Genomic DNA, 19,322 nt, shown 5'->3' on the forward strand with positions numbered 1-19,322 from the left:
GCTTGCTTATGATGTACCAATGGTTGTTAACATTGAAAAAACCAAGTAATCAACTATGGGTGACGCCTGCGATTTGGGCGTTAGTTACAGTGAGTTTTGTTTTTTCGCTACGTTTGGGGGCAAGAACATTAAAAGCAGGCATTCTACCCGATATCACTCAAGATACCTTAGATGGTTTATTGGATGTGATTGCGTCAAGTATGCTTGCAGTAAGTACTTTTTCTTTATCTATTATGGTGTCAGCCTTTGTTTCTGCTGCAAGTAATGCAACACCGCGTGCGACGGATTTAGTGATGGGCGATCAGAATACACGCACAGCTATCACTAGTTTCATTTGTGCTTTTATTTACGCCATTATTGCTAAAACTGCATTGGGTATGGAGTTTTATGAGCAAAATGGGCGTTTTATTTTGTTTATTAGTACTGTTGCCGTATTAGCTTATTTAATTGTCACTTTGATTCGCTGGGTTTACACCTTATCTCAATTAGGACGATTAGGGAATACGCTAAGTAAAATTGAAAAAGTGACTGCAAAAGCATTACACCAATACCGTTTAGCACCAAGTATGCAAGCAACGCGAGTCAGTCAGTTAAGCCCTTACGCAAAGCCACTAAGAGCAGGATGTAGCGGCTATTTAACACATATTGATATGCAAACTTTACAATCTCAAGCGCAGCAGCATGATTGTGCTATCCATATTAATGTACGTCCCGGTGAATTAATAACACCAGATACAGTACTTTGTTTAATTGATGGAGAGATGGAAGATATTGCGGTATTACAACAGAGTTTTGTTTTTGCTCGTGAAAGAACTTTTGAGCAAGATCCACATTGGGGATTTATTGTATTAAGCGAAGCAGCACAACGTGCATTATCCCCAGCAGTGAATGATCCTGGTACGGCAATTAATGTCATGACGATAATGATGTCATTGTTGTTAAACGACCAAATTGCGCCACAATCTGATGATGTGGGTTATGATCGTTTGTCTATTAAAACGCTTGATTTTTGCGAGTTAATTCGTGATGGATTTTCTCCTATATCTCGTGATGGCGCAGGTATTTTAGAAGTTAATTTAGTGATGCAGAAAGTGTTAGCGGGAATTTGGCGTAATGTATCAGAACCTGCAATTGTAGAAGCTGCATTTGAGATGGCACAACTTGCTTTAGCACGTGCGAAAAATGAAATGACGTTTGAACCTGAATTAAACCTACTAATACAAAAGCATCAAGTATTATTTGAACAGGCATAAGCAGATAAAAGTGCGATGAAGAATTAATGACGGCAGGTCAAAACTTCCGCTATAATGACCGCACTTTGTCTTATACTAAAAACAATTTGAAGGAATTTATCATGCAAAATCCAAAAGATGATGTACTTTATGCACCGATTGAATGGCAAGATTGCAGTACAGGATATACGGATATCCTTTATCATAAATCTGTTGATGGTATTGCTAAAATTACTATTAATCGCCCTGAAGTACGTAATGCTTTTCGTCCTCAAACAGTAAAAGAAATGATTCAGGCTTTTTCAGATGCGCGTTTTGATGAAAAAATTGGTGTGATTGTTTTAACAGGACAAGGAGAGAAAGCGTTTTGTTCTGGCGGTGATCAAAAAGTACGTGGTAACTACGGTGGGTACAAAGATGATAGTGGTGTACACCATTTAAATGTATTGGATTTTCAACGTGATATTCGCACTTGTCCGAAACCTGTCGTTGCGATGGTTGCAGGTTATGCAATCGGTGGTGGTCATGTGTTACATATGATTTGTGATTTAACGATTGCTGCAGAAAATGCAATTTTTGGTCAAACTGGACCAAAAGTGGGCTCATTTGATGGCGGCTGGGGAGCAAGCTATATGGCGCGTATTGTTGGTCAGAAAAAAGCGCGTGAAATTTGGTTCTTATGCCGTCAATATGACGCTAAAGAAGCGTTGGAAATGGGCTTAGTGAATACTGTTGTGCCTTATACTGATTTAGAAAAAGAAACCATACGTTGGTGTCGTGAAATGCTGCGCAATAGCCCAATCGCATTACGTTGCTTAAAAGCTGCCTTAAATGCGGATTGTGATGGTCAATCGGGTTTACAAGAACTTGCAGGCAATGCCACTATGTTATTCTATATGACTGAAGAAGGACAAGAAGGGCGTAACGCTTTTAATGAAAAACGTGCACCTGATTTTAGTAAGTTTAAACGTAATCCATAATTATCTAGTGTGGTTGAAATTTAGTAAATTTTGACCGCACTTTTCAACACATAAGGAATGAAGTCTATGTTTTCTTGGAAAAAAATCTTTTTTTATAGCTTAATCATGATGTTTGTCGTTGCCCTATTGTTTATAGGTGGAATGTTTGTGTTAAGCAATGATGCCAAAGATAGATGCTTAGATTATGGTGGTCACTACAATGAAGTGACAAAAATATGTGAACAATAATCATGGTTAGAACATTTCATTTATATAAATATTCAATTCCTGTCGATAGTCAGCTGATTTTACGCCATCGTTTTTTGAAAAAGCGTGAAGGGCTTTTGGTTCAAGTTTGTTGTGATGATGCACAAGGTTGGGGCGAAATTGCACCTTTACCTGAATTTAGTCAAGAAACGTTAGAGCAGGCACTTGAACAAACGGTTGCTTGGTTAAAAGAATGGACTATGACGACAAATAAATTATCGTTAGAACATTTATATCCTTCAGTGGCATTTGGATTAAGTTGTGCGTTGGCTGAAATGAAAGGCTTGCTTGGTGAAGCTGGCAATTATCAAGTTGCGCCGCTGTGCTATGGCGATCCTGATGAACTTTATGCGCCACTTAATCAAATGCAAGGTGAGAAAGTAGCTAAAATAAAAGTGGGTATGTATGAAGCCAATCGCGATGGTTTGATTGCAGATATGTTATTAGAAGCCATTCCAGATTTACAGTTACGACTTGATGCAAATCGTAGCTGGACACTGACTAAAGCACAAATGTTTGCCAAATATGTTAAGCCTGAACATCGTGCACGTATCCAATTTTTAGAAGAACCTTGTAAAACGCCAGCAGAAAGCTTGCAATTTGCACAAGATACAGGTATCGCTATTGCTTGGGATGAAACTGTGCGTGAACCAGATTTTTGTGTAGAAAAACAAGCCAATTTAGCAGCTCTTGTGATAAAACCGACATTAGTTGGTTCGTTACAACGCTGTATCCAATTAATTGAACAAGCCCACCAATGCGGTTTAAAAGCTGTCATTAGTTCTTCAATTGAAAGTAGTTTGGGGTTGACACAATTAGCACGTATTGCTCAACAATATACACCAAATACGGTGCCTGGTTTGGATACACTAGATTTAATGGACTACCAATTAGTTCGCGCATGGCAGGGTTCGAGTTTGCCATTAGTTGGGTTGGATTCAGAATTTGTCGAACCTTTAGCTATGGACTGATAAGACCAGCGAATTACTGTTATTTTAGAAAAAGCAGTTATAATTTTTAAGTTTTAAAATTAGGAAAGCATTATGGCGCAAAAATCACGAATTTTGCTGTTAAATGGTCCAAACTTGAATATGTTAGGGGCACGCGAACCTAAGCATTATGGGCGTTTATCTTTATCTGCAATTGAACAGCATTTACATGCATTAGCAGACCAGTATCAATTGCAGTTAGACTGTTTTCAATCCAATAGTGAAGAAAAATTGATTGAGAAAATTCATCAAAGTTTTCAACAAGTGGATTTTATTATTATCAATCCAGCCGCATTTACGCATACGAGTATTGCATTACGTGATGCTTTATTAGCGGTTGCGATTCCTTTTGTCGAAGTACATCTTTCGAATGTTCATCAGCGTGAAGTTTTCCGTCACCATTCTTATTTTAGTGATGTGGCTGAGGGAGTTATTTGTGGCTTAGGCGCTCAGGGATATGAATTTGCATTACAGTTTGCACGAGATTTTCTGTTTAAAACACGTTAGATTAAAGAAAATAACGTAAATTTGCAGAATTTTATCGCAAAGTTACTCTTTTTCAGGTAATCTCTCGCACGAGATGTAGAATTAACCAACTTGCACTGGAATATGACACTTGAGTGATAGAAAAGTGCGGTCAAAAAATAATAAGTTAGGACATAGATTATGGACATTCGTAAAATTAAAAAGCTTATCGAATTAGTAGAAGAATCAGGCATTATGGAACTCGAAATCTCCGAAGGAGAAGAGTCTGTTCGCATTAATCGTGGTTCTGCTGCGCCGACAGCTGTGCAATATAGTGTACCTGTGCAAGCACCAGTTGCGGCACCAGCACCTGTAGCAGCAACACCAAGTGTGCCAACACCAGCAGCACCTGTAGCAAGTGAAGCTGTGACAGGTCATGCAATTCGTTCACCAATGGTAGGTACTTTTTATCGCAGCCCAAGCCCTGAAGCGAAACCGTTCGTCGAAGTGGGTCAAAGCGTGAAAGTAGGTGATGCGCTTTGTATTGTAGAAGCCATGAAGATGATGAACCGTATCGAAGCAGATAAAGCGGGTGTGGTCAAAGCGATTTTAATCAATGATGGTGAACCAGTTGAATTTGATGAAAAACTTATCATCATTGAATAATCAAAAATAACTCTAAATAAGCGATATCATATCGCTTATTTTTCATATTAATTTATTTTAAATAGTGATTTTACTATTTAACTCACAAGTGGAATTTTCTTATGTTAGAGAAAGTTGTTATTGCCAATCGTGGTGAAATTGCGCTACGTATTTTGCGTGCTTGCAAAGAATTAGGCATTAAAACCGTTGCGGTGCATTCCACAGCAGACCGTGAATTAAAACATGTTTTACTTGCTGATGAAACTGTTTGTATTGGTCCTGCGCCTTCAGCGAAAAGTTATCTTAATATTCCAGCGATCATTGCCGCAGCCGAAGTGACGGGGGCTGATGCAATTCATCCGGGGTATGGCTTTTTATCTGAAAATGCAGATTTTGCTGAGCAAGTAGAGCGATCCGGCTTTGTGTTTATTGGACCCACAGCAGATGTGATTCGCTTAATGGGAGATAAAGTTTCCGCGATTGAAGCGATGAAGAAATCTGGCGTACCTTGCGTACCCGGTTCTGATGGACCAGTTGGTTCTGACATGGCAAAAAATAAAGAAATTGCGAAACGTATTGGTTATCCTGTAATTATTAAAGCATCTGGCGGCGGTGGTGGTCGTGGTATGCGTGTTGTGCGTGATGAATCTTCTTTAGAAGAATCTATTGCAATGACTAAAGCGGAAGCTAAGGCGGCATTTAATAATGACATGGTATACATGGAAAAATATTTAGAAAATCCACGTCATATTGAAATTCAAGTATTAGCAGATACACATGGTAATGCAATTTATTTAGCGGAACGTGATTGTTCAATGCAGCGCCGTCATCAAAAAGTCGTGGAAGAAGCACCTGCGCCAGGTATTTCTGAAGAAGTGCGCCGTGATATTGGTACACGCTGTGCAAAAGCTTGCATTGAAATTGGTTATCGTGGCGCGGGTACTTTTGAGTTCTTATATGAAAATGGTGAGTTCTATTTCATCGAAATGAATACCCGTATTCAAGTGGAACATCCAGTCACAGAAATGATTACAGGCGTGGATCTGGTTAAAGAACAATTACGTATTGCAGCAGGTTTGCCACTGTCGATTAAACAAGAAGATGTTAAAGTACGTGGTCATGCTATGGAATGTCGTATTAATGCAGAAGATCCAAAATCGTTCTTGCCTTCACCAGGCAAAGTAGAGCATTTACATTCGCCAGGGGGATTAGGTGTGCGTTGGGATTCTCATGTCTATGCAGGCTATACCGTACCGCCACATTATGATTCAATGATTGCTAAATTGATTACGTATGGTGATACTCGTGAAGTTGCTATTCGTCGTATGCAAAATGCATTAGGTGAAACCATTATTAGCGGAATTAAAACGAATATTCCATTACATGAATTAATTTTAGCAGATGAAAATTTCCAACAAGGTGGAACGAATATTCATTACCTTGAGAAGAAATTAGGTATGCGTGATTAATTAATCATGCTTGTGTTAAACAAAAAAGTGGATTTGCTCCACTTTTTTTATATATGGATGATTTTATGAGCAAACTTTCTCGTTATAAACAAGCTACTAAGGAAGCTCGTTGGGCATTAGGCTTAACTATTTTGTATGTAATAGGTTGGTGTTTGTGTGCTTACTTACCGAAAGGAACTTCAGGACCCATTGGATTTCCGTTATGGTTTGAATTAGCATGTATTTATTTACCTATCTTATTTATTGTGGTTGCTTATTGGGTCATTAAAATCGTCTATCAAGATATGGATTTAGAGCATGAGCAAGAGGAGCAACAATAATGAATTTAGGTATTGTGTTCCCTTTAGTTATCTATTTAACTTTTGTATTTGGTGCTGCGATTTATGCTTATGTAAAACGTCAAAAAGGGGATTTTTTAACAGAATATTATGTGGGCAGTCGTTCTATGACAGGGTTTGTGCTAGCCATGACAACAGCAGCAACCTATGCGAGCGCAAGCTCATTTATTGGCGGACCTGGTGCTGCTTATAAATTTGGTTTAGGTTGGGTATTGTTAGCGATGATTCAAGTACCAGCTGTTTGGCTTGCATTAGGTGCTTTAGGTAAAAAATTTGCACTTCTTTCACGTGAAAGCAAAGCGTTAACTATTAACGATTTGTTACTTCATCGCTATAAAAATAAGTATTTGGTTTGGGTTGCCAGTATTGCGCTGTTAATCGCATTTTTTGCTGCGATGACAGTACAGTTTATTGGGGGGGCAAGATTATTAGAAAGTACGATTGGCATTGATTACCGTAGCGCATTACTGATTTTTGCCTTAACTGTCGGAATTTATACCTTCATTGGCGGTTTTCGTGCTGTCGTCTTGACAGATACGATTCAGGGGACAGTCATGATTTTTGGTACGCTGATTCTACTTGGTGGCGTTGTTTATGCAGCTGGTGGTGTTGAAAGTGCGGTGCAAAAATTGACAGAAATTAATCCTGATTTAGTTAGTCCCTATGGACCGAATGAGATGCTTGATTTTCAATTTATGGCATCTTTTTGGATCTTAGTTTGTTTTGGTGTAGTTGGTTTACCACATACTGCCGTACGCTGTATGGCGTTTAAAGATAGTAAAGCCTTACATAGTGGTATGTTAATTGGGACTATCGTGTTAAGTATTGTTATGCTCGGTATGCATTTGTCAGGTGCATTAGGTCGTGTAGTTTTGCCTGATTTAACTATTCCAGACCAAGTAATTCCAAGTTTAATGCTACGAGTCTTGCCACCTATTGTTGCTGGTATCTTTTTAGCGGCACCCATGTCTGCCATCATGTCGACCATTGATGCACAATTAATTCAATCTTCATCGATCTTTGTTAAAGATCTTTATTTATCTGCTAAACCTGAAATGGCACAGAATCAGCGTAAAATTAGCTGGCTTTCTTCTCTAATTACGCTAATTTTGACCGCACTTTTAATTCTCGCCGCATTAAATCCACCTGATATGATTATTTGGCTAAATTTATTTGCTTTTGGTGGGTTAGAAGCTGCGTTTTTATGGGTGATTATCCTTGGTTTATATTGGGATAAAGCAAATGCTTATGGCGCGATAAGCTCAATGGTAGTCGGTTTAGCAACTTATATTTTGCTCACTTCATTCTCGATTAAATTATTTAATTTCCATGCTATTGTTCCTTCATTAGTATTCGGATTAGTGGCATTTCTAGTTGGGAATAAGGTTGGTGAGAAGAAGATAATTAAGTTTTAAAAAATATTGGGAATGAGTTAAATACTTAGGTTTGAATACTGCTATTGCAGTTTTGACTAAGTGAAACGAATAAATAATATCCTGATTAAGTTACTTTTCTCTTTTTCACACAATTTTTTATAGTGAATGTTGTAGTTGCTAACTTAGTTAAAGTAACTATCTCAAATTGAATCAAAGAATCCGCTATATTCAGGTAGCTTAAGAGAAAAGGATAGTTATAAAGGTAATAAAGGAAAACATTATGGCTTGGATCCAGATTCGAATTAATAGTACAAATATACAAGCAGAACCAATGAGTGATTATTTAGAAGAAATTGGTGCAGTATCTGTCACTTTTATGGATAGTCAAGATACACCAATTTTTGAGCCATTACCGGGTGAAACGCGCTTATGGGGTAATACTGATGTCGTTGCATTATTTGATGCTGAAACTGATATGCAGCAAATCGTTGAGAACCTTAGAGAAGCGCAATATCTTGATGCTAATTCTGCATATAAAATTGAGCAAATTGAAGATAAGGATTGGGAACGGGAATGGATGGATAATTTTCATCCAATGCAATTTGGTCAACGTTTATGGATTTGTCCAAGTTGGCGTGAGGTTCCTGATGAAAATGCAGTCAATGTGATGCTTGATCCTGGTTTAGCTTTCGGAACAGGGACACATCCGACCACTGCATTATGTTTAGAATGGTTAGATGGTTTAGATTTAACCAATAAAACGGTCATTGATTTTGGCTGTGGTTCAGGCATTCTTGCGATTGCAGCATTGAAATTAGGGGCTAAAAGCGCAATTGGTATTGATATCGACCCACAAGCTATTCTAGCAAGCCGTAATAATGCAGAACAAAATGGGGTTGCAGATCGCTTACAGTTATTTTTATCTGATGATCAACCTACAGATTTAAAAGCGGATGTTGTGGTTGCAAATATTCTCGCAGGTCCTTTAAAAGCGCTTTATCCCGTGATTAGTCAACTTGTTAACACCAATGGCGTTTTAGGGCTTTCTGGTATTTTAGCGACGCAAGCATCATCTGTTTGTGAGGCTTATGCACAAAAATTTGCTTTAGAACCTGTGCAAGAACGCGAAGAATGGTGTCGGATTACGGGAAAAATTAAATAGATAATGAAGCTATATTCTAGTACAAAAATTGAACTGAACAATAAATTGTCAAGTTTTATTTAAATTTTAATCAAGAAAACGGTTGCATTGTTAATAAAAATCAAAAAACATAAAAAAAATGCTTTTTGTATAAAAAATATGCTTTGCAAATGAGGCAAAAGTGCGTATTATAGCGACCCTTGTCGGTTAGGGTGGGTGTCAAACTGATAATATCAGGATTTATGATGTTTGAGAGGTAGTAAATGCGAATTGGTTCTTATCAACTTAAAAATCGCATTCTGTTAGCCCCAATGGCGGGAATTACTGATCAACCTTTTCGGCGAATCTGTGCTCATTATGGGGCAGGCTTAACTTTCTCCGAAATGATGTCAACAAATCCACAAGTTTGGCATACAGAAAAATCGAAGCTGCGTTTGGCTCATCACCAAGAGGCGGGAATTAATGCTGTGCAAATAGCAGGTTGTAATCCTGATGAAATGGCGAAAGCTGCTCAAGTCAATGTCGAGTATGGGGCAGAACTTATTGATATCAATATGGGGTGTCCTGCCAAAAAAGTAAATCGTAAAATGGCTGGCTCTGCACTTTTACAATATCCTGATTTGGTTAAACGTATTCTTGATGCTGTTGTTAATGCTGTTTGTGTGCCAGTCACTTTAAAAATAAGAACTGGTTGGGATCGAGATAACCGAAATTGTGTCGAAATCGCTAGAATTGCAGAGCAATGTGGTGTTCAAGCTTTAACTATCCACGGGCGAACAAGGAGTTGTATGTTCGAGGGGGAAGCTGAATATGACAATATCAAAGCGGTTAAGCAACAAATTTCTATTCCTGTCATAGCTAATGGCGACATTACTTCTGCTGAAAAAGCAAAGTATGTTCTCAACTATACCAACGCAGATGCAATAATGATCGGACGTGGTTCATTAGGCAATCCGTGGCTTTTCCAAGTGATGGAAGGCTTAATTGAAAAAGACTCGATTGTTTTAGAGCCAAGTTTAAACGAGAAATGTAATGTGATTTTACAGCATATCCAAGACCTTCACCATTTTTATGGTGCAGAGAAAGGATGTCGTATTGCACGTAAACACGTTGCTTGGTACTTACAGGGAATTCAAGCTAATCCCGTTTTTAGACAGGCTTTTAATGCAATTACTGATCCCAAAGAACAATTGATTGCTTTAGAAGATTTTTTTAATTTGATTCTGATGGATAAAGAAAAAAATGTTAGAACAACAACGTAATCCAGCTGATGCATTAACTGTATCAGTGTTAAATTCACAATCTCAGGTAACAAATAAACCATTACGCGATTCAGTGAAACAAGCATTGCGAAATTATTTATCGCAATTAGATGGTCAGGATGTCAATGAGCTTTATGAATTGGTATTAGCGGAAGTTGAGCACCCTATGCTAGATATGGTCATGCAATATACGCGTGGTAACCAAACTCGTGCAGCGACAATGCTAGGCATTAATCGCGGAACTTTACGTAAAAAACTAAAAAAATACGGCATGGGTTAATTAGCCATTGTATTTTTAATTAATTTTTAGTTAGAGAAGGCGAACTTAGGTTCGCCTTTTTCTATATAGCTCCAGTTTGTTCATCAATCATTTTAGCGAGTTAGTAAAAGCTGAAATCTTGTTCTAATAAAGAGCATCATGTTTGTATTCAGCAATTTTAAATAAATGATTTTAACTTGCAGACACAAGCTATTGTGTTGCCACAATCATTTCAAATGGTACTTGTTGTATTTGCTGACATAATAACAAGCTATCTTATAAAATTTTGCCAAAATTGACCGCACTTTGATTCTCGCTGGGTGGGATATAAATATCTGCGCAAACGTTTTCGTTTCAAGTAAATTTCCTTTATAATAACCTACAATTTTTTCAATTTATTTAACTCAACAGGGCTAATCCTATGTTACAAATTTTTCGTGGTTCTCCTGCGCTTTCTGAATTCCGTTTAAATCAATTAGCAACGACTTTCCAAAAATCTAGGTTGCCAGTGAAATCTTGTTATGCCGAATATTTACACTTTGCGAATTTGGTTGAAACGTTAACTGAAGAAGAAACGGCTAAATTAGATCAGCTGTTGCATTATGGACCAACACTCGCTGAGCATGAACATGTAGGAGAATGTTTTATCGTGATTCCTCGTATTGGAACGATTTCTTCTTGGTCATCAAAAGCGACAGATATTGCACATAATTGTCGTTTAAATAAAGTGAATCGTTTAGAACGTGGATTAGCATTCTATTTTGAATTTGAACGTACTTTAACTGAAGAAGAGCAACAAAAATTAGTTTCACATATTCACGATAGAATGTTAGAAGGTATCATCCGTAAGCCAGAAGAGGCACAAACCTTATTTGACCAGCAAGAACCAAAACCATTTACGACAGTTGATATTCTTACTGGCGGTCGTCAAGCGCTAGAAAGTGCTAATGTTGAATTGGGTTTAGCTTTAGCAGAAGATGAAATTGATTATTTGCTCGAAAATTTCACTGCACTTGGACGTAATCCAAATGACATTGAGCTTTATATGTTCGCACAGGCAAACTCAGAGCATTGCCGCCATAAAATTTTTAATGCAGACTGGATCATTGATGGTGAAAAACAAGAAAAATCCTTGTTTAAAATGATTAAAAATACCTTTGAGAAAACCCCAGATCATGTGCTTTCTGCCTATAAAGATAACGCCGCAGTGATGGAAGGATCAAAAGTGGGGCGCTTCTTCCCGGATCAAGATGGGCAGTATCGCTATCACAATGAAGATACGCATATCTTAATGAAAGTGGAAACCCACAACCACCCAACCGCGATTTCACCCTTCCCTGGGGCGGCAACAGGATCTGGTGGTGAGATCCGTGATGAAGGCGCAACGGGACGTGGTGCCAAACCAAAAGCGGGTTTAGTGGGCTTTTCGGTATCTAATTTGGTGATCCCAGGTTTTGAACAAGCTTGGGAAAATCCAGTGTCTAAACCAAATCGCATTGCTTCTGCGCTCGATATTATGATCGAAGGACCTTTAGGCGGTGCAGCATTTAACAACGAATTTGGTCGCCCTGCGTTATTGGGTTATTTCCGTACTTATGAAGAAAAAGTCAAGAGTTTTGCGGGCGAAGAAGTGCGTGGTTACCACAAGCCAATCATGTTAGCCGGCGGGATTGGGAATATCCGTGCGGAACACGTGCAAAAAGGCGAAATTCCTGTCGGGGCAAAACTGATCGTATTAGGAGGACCTGCCATGAACATTGGTTTAGGTGGTGGTGCAGCATCTTCCATGGCATCAGGCAAATCAAAAGAAGATTTAGATTTTGCTTCGGTACAACGGGATAACCCAGAAATGGAACGTCGTTGCCAAGAAGTGATCGACCGTTGCTGGCAGTTAGGTGAGGATAACCCCATTCTCTTTATTCACGATGTGGGTGCAGGTGGTTTATCGAATGCGATGCCAGAACTCGTACATGATGGCGGTCGTGGCGGGAAATTTGAACTACGCAAGATCTTAAGTGATGAACGTGGTATGAGCCCGTTAGAAATTTGGTGTAACGAATCGCAAGAACGTTATGTGTTAGCGGTCGCCCCTGAAAAACTCGAATTATTTACCGCACTTTGTGAGCGTGAACGAGCGCCCTTTGCTGTGATTGGTGAAGCCACAGAACAAGAGCATTTAACCTTACATGATGATCATTTTGACAATAACCCAATTGATTTACCAATGAATGTGTTATTGGGCAAAACGCCGAAAATGACCCGTGATGTCATATCCAAAACCGTAGAAGGTACTGCTTTAGAGCACTCACAAATCGACTTAAAAGAGGCGTTCCACCGAGTGTTACGCTTACCTGTAGTGGCAGAAAAAACCTTCTTAATTACCATTGGTGATCGTTCTGTTACCGGTATGGTGGCACGTGATCAAATGGTCGGTCCATGGCAAATTCCAGTGGCAGACTGTGCAGTCACTACAGCAAGTTTAGACAGCTATCACGGTGAAGCCATGTCAATGGGTGAACGTGCACCCGTAGCCTTATTAGATTTCGCTGCCTCGGCGCGTTTAGCGGTGGCAGAATCGATAACCAATATTGCAGCAACTAATATTGGCGACATTAAACGCATTAAATTGTCAGCGAACTGGATGTCTGCCGCAGGTCACGAAGGGGAGGATGCCGGCTTATATCAAGCGGTGAAAGCTGTCGGTGAAGAACTTTGTCCACAACTTGGCTTAACCATTCCCGTGGGCAAAGATTCGATGTCAATGAAAACCACGTGGCATGAAAACGGTGAGCAAAAAACCGTGACGGCACCTTTATCCTTAGTCATCAGTGCATTCGCACGTGTAGAAGATGCCCGCAAAACCGTGACGCCACAACTCCGCACCGACAAAGGTCACAGCCGCTTATTATTAATTGACTTAGGCGAAAGCAAAAATCGCTTAGGCGCGACCGCACTTGCACAAGTGTATAAACAACTCGGTGATCAACCAGCAGATGTAGTAAATGTTGAAAATCTGAAACACTTCTTCAATGCTATGCAAACATTGGTGGCAGAGCAAAAATTATTGGCGTACCACGACCGTTCAGACGGTGGTTTAATCGTAACGCTTGCTGAAATGGCGTTTGCTGGTAACTGTGGTTTATCGATCCATATCAGCGCATTAGGCGATAACGATCTTGCGGTGTTATTTAACGAAGAATTAGGTGCGGTGATTCAAGTACGTGAGAGCGATTTAAGCTATGTACGTGAGGTTTTATCACAACATGGTTTAATTCACTTAACCAAAGAATTGGGCGAAGTGACGACAGAAGATTGTATCGAGATTTCCCGTGGCACTAAATTATTATTTAGCCAAAAACGTTCTGAATTGCGTGGTATTTGGGCGGAATTAACCCATCAAATGCAGCGTTTACGTGATAACCCAGAATGTGCAGACCAAGAATTCGCAGCGAAAAAAGATCCTGACAACAAAGGTTTCTCTGCACATCTAACGTACGATATTAACGAAGATATTGCTGCACCTTACATTGTCACTGGCAAGAAACCGCGCATTGCGATCTTACGTGAACAAGGGGTCAATAGCCATTACGAAATGGCTGCAGCCTTTGACCGTGCAGGCTTTGACGCCATTGACGTACATATGAGCGATTTACATAACGCTCGTCATCACTTAAAAGACTTCAATGCGTTAGTGGCATGTGGTGGTTTCTCTTATGGTGATGTGCTTGGCGCAGGTGGTGGTTGGGCGAAATCCATCCTATTTAACCCAATGTTGCGTGATCAATTTAGCGAATTCTTTGCCAATCCAAACACCCTCACTTTAGGGGTGTGTAACGGTTGCCAGATGGTTTCCAATCTTGCTGAAATTATCCCAGGTACAGAAGCTTGGCCACGTTTCGTGCGTAATAAATCCGAACGTTTCGAAGCCCGTGCAGCATTAGTGCGTATTAATGAAACCAACTCACTCTGGTTCCAAGGCATGGCAGGTTCCCATATGCCAATCGCGGTTTCGCATGGTGAAGGACGTATCGAGTTTAAGCATGATCAACAGTTACAGATGTTAAAAGATCAACACTTAATCGTGGCGCAATACATCGACAACAACCTCAATCCAACGGAAATCTACCCAGCCAATCCGAACGGCTCGGTAGAAGGTATCACTGCACTCTCTAACCAAGATGGACGAGTCGCCATCATGATGCCACATCCAGAGCGAGTATTTCGCACCGTATCCAACTCATGGCATCCAGAAGATTGGAGTGAAGATGGGGCGTGGATGAGATTGTTTAGAAATGCACGGATTAGTTTGAAATAATGTGAATTAGCTCACTGAAATTTTTCTGAATAAATGGATAATAAAAAAATTTATTATCCATTTTTTATCGTTATCAAAATAAGGAATGTTATATGTTGAGAGGCTCTGAATGGGGGCGTTGGGATCTCCATGTTCATACTAAAAATACAGCAAAGAATGATCAATTTGAATCTAAAGATATGAATGAATATTGTGAGATTCTATTTAGAAAGGCAATTGAAAAAGATATTAAAGTAATTGGGATAACAGATTATCTTAATATTGATAATTATAAAAAAGTTTTAAATTTTAAGGAGAATATTTATATAAATAATAAATTTACAGATGATGAGAAAGATAAGGTTAGTGATATTTTTATTATTCCTAATATTGAGTTAAGATTAGATAAAATAGCGAGAAAATCTTTGATTAATATTCATATATTATTTAACCCAGCATTTATAGAGGAAGTGGAAAATAGTCTGCTTACAAAAATTGAATTTCCTATCAGCACTGATTCGAGTGCTTCATTAAATCGACATGGCTTAATTAAACTAGGGAAACATAGAAACTCTAGACTTAATGATGAAGAAGCATATCTTGAAGGAATAAAGCATTTTTGTGTAGATTATAATAGGCTAATTAAAATTATTAACGAAAATAAATTATTAAAAGAAAATTGTCTGGTTTTTGTTGCAAATGGTGATAATGATGGTGTTTCAGGATTAAAAACTCACGAAGAACTCTTAGGTAGTACTAGTTCTAATTCAGAGTTGAGAGACTCAATTTATAGACAAGCGGACGGAATTTTTTCATCTAAAATAAGTGATCGAAATTATTTTTTAGGTAATGGAAAGGATAGCTCTGAAAAAATAATTGATAGATTAGGCTTTTTGAAACCTTGTATCCACGGAAGTGATGCTCATACTGAGAATAAGCTTTTTGAACCCGATCAGCAACGTTATTGTTGGATAAAAGCAGATCCAACTTTTGAAGGTTTAAAACAAATTCTCTATGAACCTGAGAGTCGAGTTCATATAGGCGCTACAGTTCCAGAATTTAAAAATGATTATGAAGTAATTGATCATATAAAACTAGATAATCTAGCTGATAATGACGTAGCTAATGAATATATATATTTTAATCAGAATTTAACTACAATTATAGGTGGACGTTCATCTGGAAAATCTACTCTTTTACAATGCTTAGCTAAAAAACTGAATAAGCCTTTAGCTGGAAATGAAGAAAGCGAAAATAAACTCTCTCATATAGAAAAATTATCTAGTAATTTACAAATTATTTGGAAAGATGGGAAAGAGGATAACTCAAGGAGAGTTGAGTATTTTTATCAAGGGCATATGTACCAAAAATCAACAAATAAAGGCATTGAAGATATTATTAAGGACATATTATTACAACAAAAAACGGATATTTTTGATAAATATGATGAGGCAATAGGCAATATTAAAATTAGTAACACTGCTAATTTAACTGAGTATTCTAATGCTCAAGAAAAGATAAAGGTTCTTAATCAATCATTAGAAAAACTTGGTAATTATAATGATGTTCTATCTCAAATAGCTAATTTAAATGAAAAAATTAATCAGCTCAATTTATCTGAGTTAAATGAACAGGATTTAGAATACTATAATAATAAAAATAAGGTATTTTTAGAAAACCATGAAAAATTTGATAAGATAACTAGTATATTGAATAAGTTAGATACTCTAAGAATAGCTGATATTTTCAGCTTCCAAATTAAACCTGGTATACCTTCATATATAGATATTCCTTGGAATCTTTCTCATGATCTTTGTGATATCCCAAAATATATAGAAAGTAAAATTAATGAAAGTCAGAAAGAGTATAGAAACAAATTAGTGGATGAGATAGATAGATTGTCTATATTGAATAGCGAAATAGAGAATGACGCTCTATTTAATAGAGTTAAGAGTTTATTAGAAAAATCTTTGCAAGCTACTCCTATATTAAATCAGCTTGAGCAAGAAAAAACTAAGAAAATTGCTATTGAAGAGATTAATACCGAAATTAAATCATTAGAAAGATTAGCCGATGAGAAATATAACAATATAGAAAATAATTGGCGATTAATGTTTGATGAGTTAGATAATTTAATTGATTCTATAAATCAAATGCCATTTAATGAAGAACAACTAATAATAAAATCTAGTCAAGAGTTTCAAGTAATTTCTTTTAAAGGATTCATTGAAGGATTTATTGATCAAAGATCTGGGCTGGCTCAACGTTTAGTTTCTGAAATACCTTTAATAAAAAATAAAATGGAGCTATATCAATTTTTTAATGAAATAAGAGATGGATTAACTAATCGGAGTATAAAACTAAGAAATAATCTTTCTCTACAGGAATTTATTACTAAGTTTTTTAGTGACTCTTGGTTTAAATTAAAATACGATGTTATCTATGATGAAGATAGCTATAATAATATGTCGCAAGGTAAAAAGGCATTCGTAGTATTAAAACTTAATTTAGAGTGTAGCGATAGTAAATGCCCCATTATTATTGATCAACCAGAAGATGATCTAGATAATAGAGCTATTTATTCAGAACTAGTAAGTTATCTTAAGGCGAAAAAATCAGAGCGGCAAATAATCTTGGTTACTCACAACCCAAATGTTGTTATAAATGCTGATAGTGAACTAGTTATTGTTGCAAATCAACATGGTTCTAAATCATTTAATACAAATGGCAAGAAGTTTGAATATATAAGTGGTAGTATTGAAAGCATTAAAGCAGAGAAAGAAAGCACTTTAACTCTTGCTAAAAAAAGTATTAGGGAACATATTTGTGAAATCTTAGAAGGTGGTGAGCAGGCATTCAAGTTAAGAGAAAGGAAATATAGTTTTTAATCAAATGGTTAGATGGCGCTCGTGTTTCACGAGTGCCTTTTTCTTTTCTTTAGAATATAAAATATTCCTCACAAACCACAACATGAACAACCGCGATCAACAACATATTTCAAAAATAACCGTTTTTTAATCAATACTATCGTATAATAAACAAGCTGTTTTCACTTTTATTAGGATTGTATTTATGAAAAAACCTCAGTACTTCAAACCCCTAGGCATTGCTTTTTTGGGAAGTCTTTGTTGGTTAAGTGTTAGTGCTCAATCGCAGTTATTCACGCCAGAGCAAATGACCAAAATTGAAAATAAATTAATTGGGGAACACAAACTTTCCTTGCAGTGGGTGAGCTGGGAAAAGTTTGGTTCAGTGGATATTTTAAGAGATGCCGATGGGTTAAGCATTGAAGGGATGCAAGAGTTAAATGGGAATTTTGTTTCTTTATTTGGCAGAATTAAAGTGATCGATGAGAACGTATTTCTTTTTACAGGGGAAATTGTCACGCGCGTTGATCATATTAACAATGGCAAAGCATGTACACGACAGGGTACGTATGAATTTCGGGCGACAGGCAAACGCAAATATTGGCGTTTACAACAAATGGAGAATCCTTGTGAAGCTGTGACTGATTATGTTGATGTGTATTTTTAGTGAGTAAAGTGTGCTAGAAATTTCTGCAAATTTGACCGCACTTTTTAACGGAGAGCAAGATGACGTTAATTGAAAAGCTGAAGAAGATTGAAGACTATGTTTTACAACATAGCCAATACCGTTTTTATTTCGCTAAATCACCATTTGGTATGGCGTTAAAGGCACAATATTACTATTATCCTGAAGATATTCCTGAAGCCACTAAAGATTTGGGTACGCATTTCTTAACGCAAGCGGGCTATGAAGATTTTTATACGCCGCTTGCAGAACTGATGAGCAAGGCGAATATCACGCCACCTAGCCCTGTGGACATGGTCGAGGGAAGTAATTGGACATTTTTTGCGATTAAATTCCGCTTCTTTTCTCCGCTGAACCTAGCTCTAAGAAAATATAGTAACACGGAGTATGTCACTTTTATTTGTATACCTTGTCAAAACCATGAAGGTCAGGACGATATGGAATTGCTTTATGCTTCGCCAACAACAGGTAATTTATTTAAAGAAATGGGCAATAGCCAATTGCTCGATCCAAGCCGTGAGACTGATCAAGCTTATCTGCAATTACTCGAAGAGGCGGTCAATTTTATTTGTGAAAAATTAGGCATTGAAGCGTCAGAACCGATCGCCATACCTGAAGCGTTGAATGAGTTTGTTGCGTTGTTAAATATTCACGATAATGAAGAATTTCAAAAACGTTATCAACAAATTCAAGAGGAGCCTGAAAAATGCTTATTGGATTTAGCAGAACAAGGCTATGCAGAGGTAGACGATAAACCTGAATTTGTATTTTTGAGTTATCGTTTTTTATTGCAGCCAATGTTAGACGCGTTCGATACGGATTGGTGCATTGATAATGAAGAATTAAGCGAATATTTGTCAAACGTAATTGGCAAGAAGTTCAAACTGCCCAAAAAAGCCCTCGAACCTTATGAAATTGTCGAACGCTTAGAGAAAAAGAGCGACTATACTTTACTAAATATTGAAACAGAACAAGATTCATACAGTTTATTTGTCTGTAAACAGAAAGATAAAAAACGTATTTTACAGCTAGCAAGAGTGTTAGGTTTTGATATTGTTCCTTTTTAAATAGAAA

The 19,322-nt window shown here is 37.5% G+C and carries 16 protein-coding genes; all 16 read left to right on the forward strand.

Annotation, left to right across the window (positions count from 1 at the left end):
- The first annotated feature begins 8 nt into the window (after positions 1-8).
- The 16 genes from ACFSAV_RS02730 (at position 9) to ACFSAV_RS02805 (ending at position 19,315) form a co-directional block, all read left to right on the forward strand.
- Positions 9-1,253, forward strand: coding sequence for a DUF2254 domain-containing protein (locus tag ACFSAV_RS02730; protein WP_379095917.1), 1,245 nt, complete (start codon positions 9-11; stop codon positions 1,251-1,253).
- A 101-nt stretch (positions 1,254-1,354) separates the two neighbouring features.
- Complete coding sequence (gene menB / locus ACFSAV_RS02735) at positions 1,355-2,212, forward strand: 1,4-dihydroxy-2-naphthoyl-CoA synthase (protein WP_379095919.1); 858 nt, start codon at positions 1,355-1,357, stop codon at positions 2,210-2,212.
- A gap of 66 nt (positions 2,213-2,278) precedes the next feature.
- Positions 2,279-2,440, forward strand: coding sequence for a hypothetical protein (locus ACFSAV_RS02740; RefSeq protein WP_379095921.1), 162 nt, complete (start codon positions 2,279-2,281; stop codon positions 2,438-2,440).
- 2 nt (positions 2,441-2,442) lie between these two features.
- Positions 2,443-3,429: an o-succinylbenzoate synthase gene (menC, locus tag ACFSAV_RS02745; RefSeq protein WP_379095923.1), complete on the forward strand. Its 987-nt coding sequence runs from the start codon at positions 2,443-2,445 to the stop codon at positions 3,427-3,429.
- A 72-nt stretch (positions 3,430-3,501) separates the two neighbouring features.
- Positions 3,502-3,954, forward strand: a complete 453-nt coding sequence (gene aroQ / locus ACFSAV_RS02750) for a type II 3-dehydroquinate dehydratase (protein WP_379095924.1) — start codon at positions 3,502-3,504, stop codon at positions 3,952-3,954.
- Between the two features lie 159 nt (positions 3,955-4,113).
- A complete protein-coding gene (accB, locus tag ACFSAV_RS02755; RefSeq protein ID WP_379095926.1) occupies positions 4,114-4,578 on the forward strand; it encodes an acetyl-CoA carboxylase biotin carboxyl carrier protein in 465 nt (154 codons plus the stop codon).
- A gap of 101 nt (positions 4,579-4,679) precedes the next feature.
- A complete protein-coding gene (gene accC / locus ACFSAV_RS02760) occupies positions 4,680-6,026 on the forward strand; it encodes an acetyl-CoA carboxylase biotin carboxylase subunit (protein WP_101774548.1) in 1,347 nt (448 codons plus the stop codon).
- 65 nt (positions 6,027-6,091) lie between these two features.
- Positions 6,092-6,346 carry a YhdT family protein gene (locus tag ACFSAV_RS02765; protein ID WP_379095928.1) on the forward strand — a complete coding sequence of 85 codons (255 nt, stop codon included), beginning with the start codon at positions 6,092-6,094 and terminating at the stop codon, positions 6,344-6,346.
- A complete protein-coding gene (panF, locus tag ACFSAV_RS02770; RefSeq protein ID WP_379095930.1) occupies positions 6,346-7,779 on the forward strand; it encodes a sodium/pantothenate symporter in 1,434 nt (477 codons plus the stop codon). The genes ACFSAV_RS02765 and panF overlap by 1 nt, the downstream gene beginning before the upstream one ends.
- Positions 7,780-8,020: 241 nt before the next feature.
- Positions 8,021-8,902, forward strand: coding sequence for a 50S ribosomal protein L11 methyltransferase (gene prmA / locus ACFSAV_RS02775; protein ID WP_101774551.1), 882 nt, complete (start codon positions 8,021-8,023; stop codon positions 8,900-8,902).
- 242 nt (positions 8,903-9,144) lie between these two features.
- Entirely contained in the window at positions 9,145-10,143 is a 999-nt protein-coding gene (gene dusB / locus ACFSAV_RS02780) for a tRNA dihydrouridine synthase DusB (RefSeq protein ID WP_101774552.1), read from the forward strand.
- Complete coding sequence (fis, locus tag ACFSAV_RS02785; RefSeq protein WP_005723276.1) at positions 10,124-10,423, forward strand: DNA-binding transcriptional regulator Fis; 300 nt, start codon at positions 10,124-10,126, stop codon at positions 10,421-10,423. Before dusB ends, fis begins: the two co-directional genes overlap by 20 nt.
- 400 nt (positions 10,424-10,823) lie before the next feature.
- Complete coding sequence (purL, locus tag ACFSAV_RS02790; protein WP_379095933.1) at positions 10,824-14,717, forward strand: phosphoribosylformylglycinamidine synthase; 3,894 nt, start codon at positions 10,824-10,826, stop codon at positions 14,715-14,717.
- A gap of 92 nt (positions 14,718-14,809) precedes the next feature.
- Positions 14,810-17,584 (forward strand): TrlF family AAA-like ATPase, encoded by a 2,775-nt coding sequence (locus ACFSAV_RS02795; RefSeq protein WP_101774554.1) that lies wholly within the window; start codon positions 14,810-14,812, stop codon positions 17,582-17,584.
- A gap of 184 nt (positions 17,585-17,768) precedes the next feature.
- Positions 17,769-18,230: a hypothetical protein gene (locus ACFSAV_RS02800; protein ID WP_379095935.1), complete on the forward strand. Its 462-nt coding sequence runs from the start codon at positions 17,769-17,771 to the stop codon at positions 18,228-18,230.
- Between the two features lie 59 nt (positions 18,231-18,289).
- Entirely contained in the window at positions 18,290-19,315 is a 1,026-nt protein-coding gene (locus tag ACFSAV_RS02805; RefSeq protein ID WP_379095937.1) for a DUF6630 family protein, read from the forward strand.
- The last annotated feature ends 7 nt before the right edge of the window (positions 19,316-19,322 follow it).

This window comes from Pasteurella oralis (assembly GCF_042681465.1).
GTDB classification, from domain to species: domain Bacteria; phylum Pseudomonadota; class Gammaproteobacteria; order Enterobacterales; family Pasteurellaceae; genus Pasteurella; species Pasteurella oralis.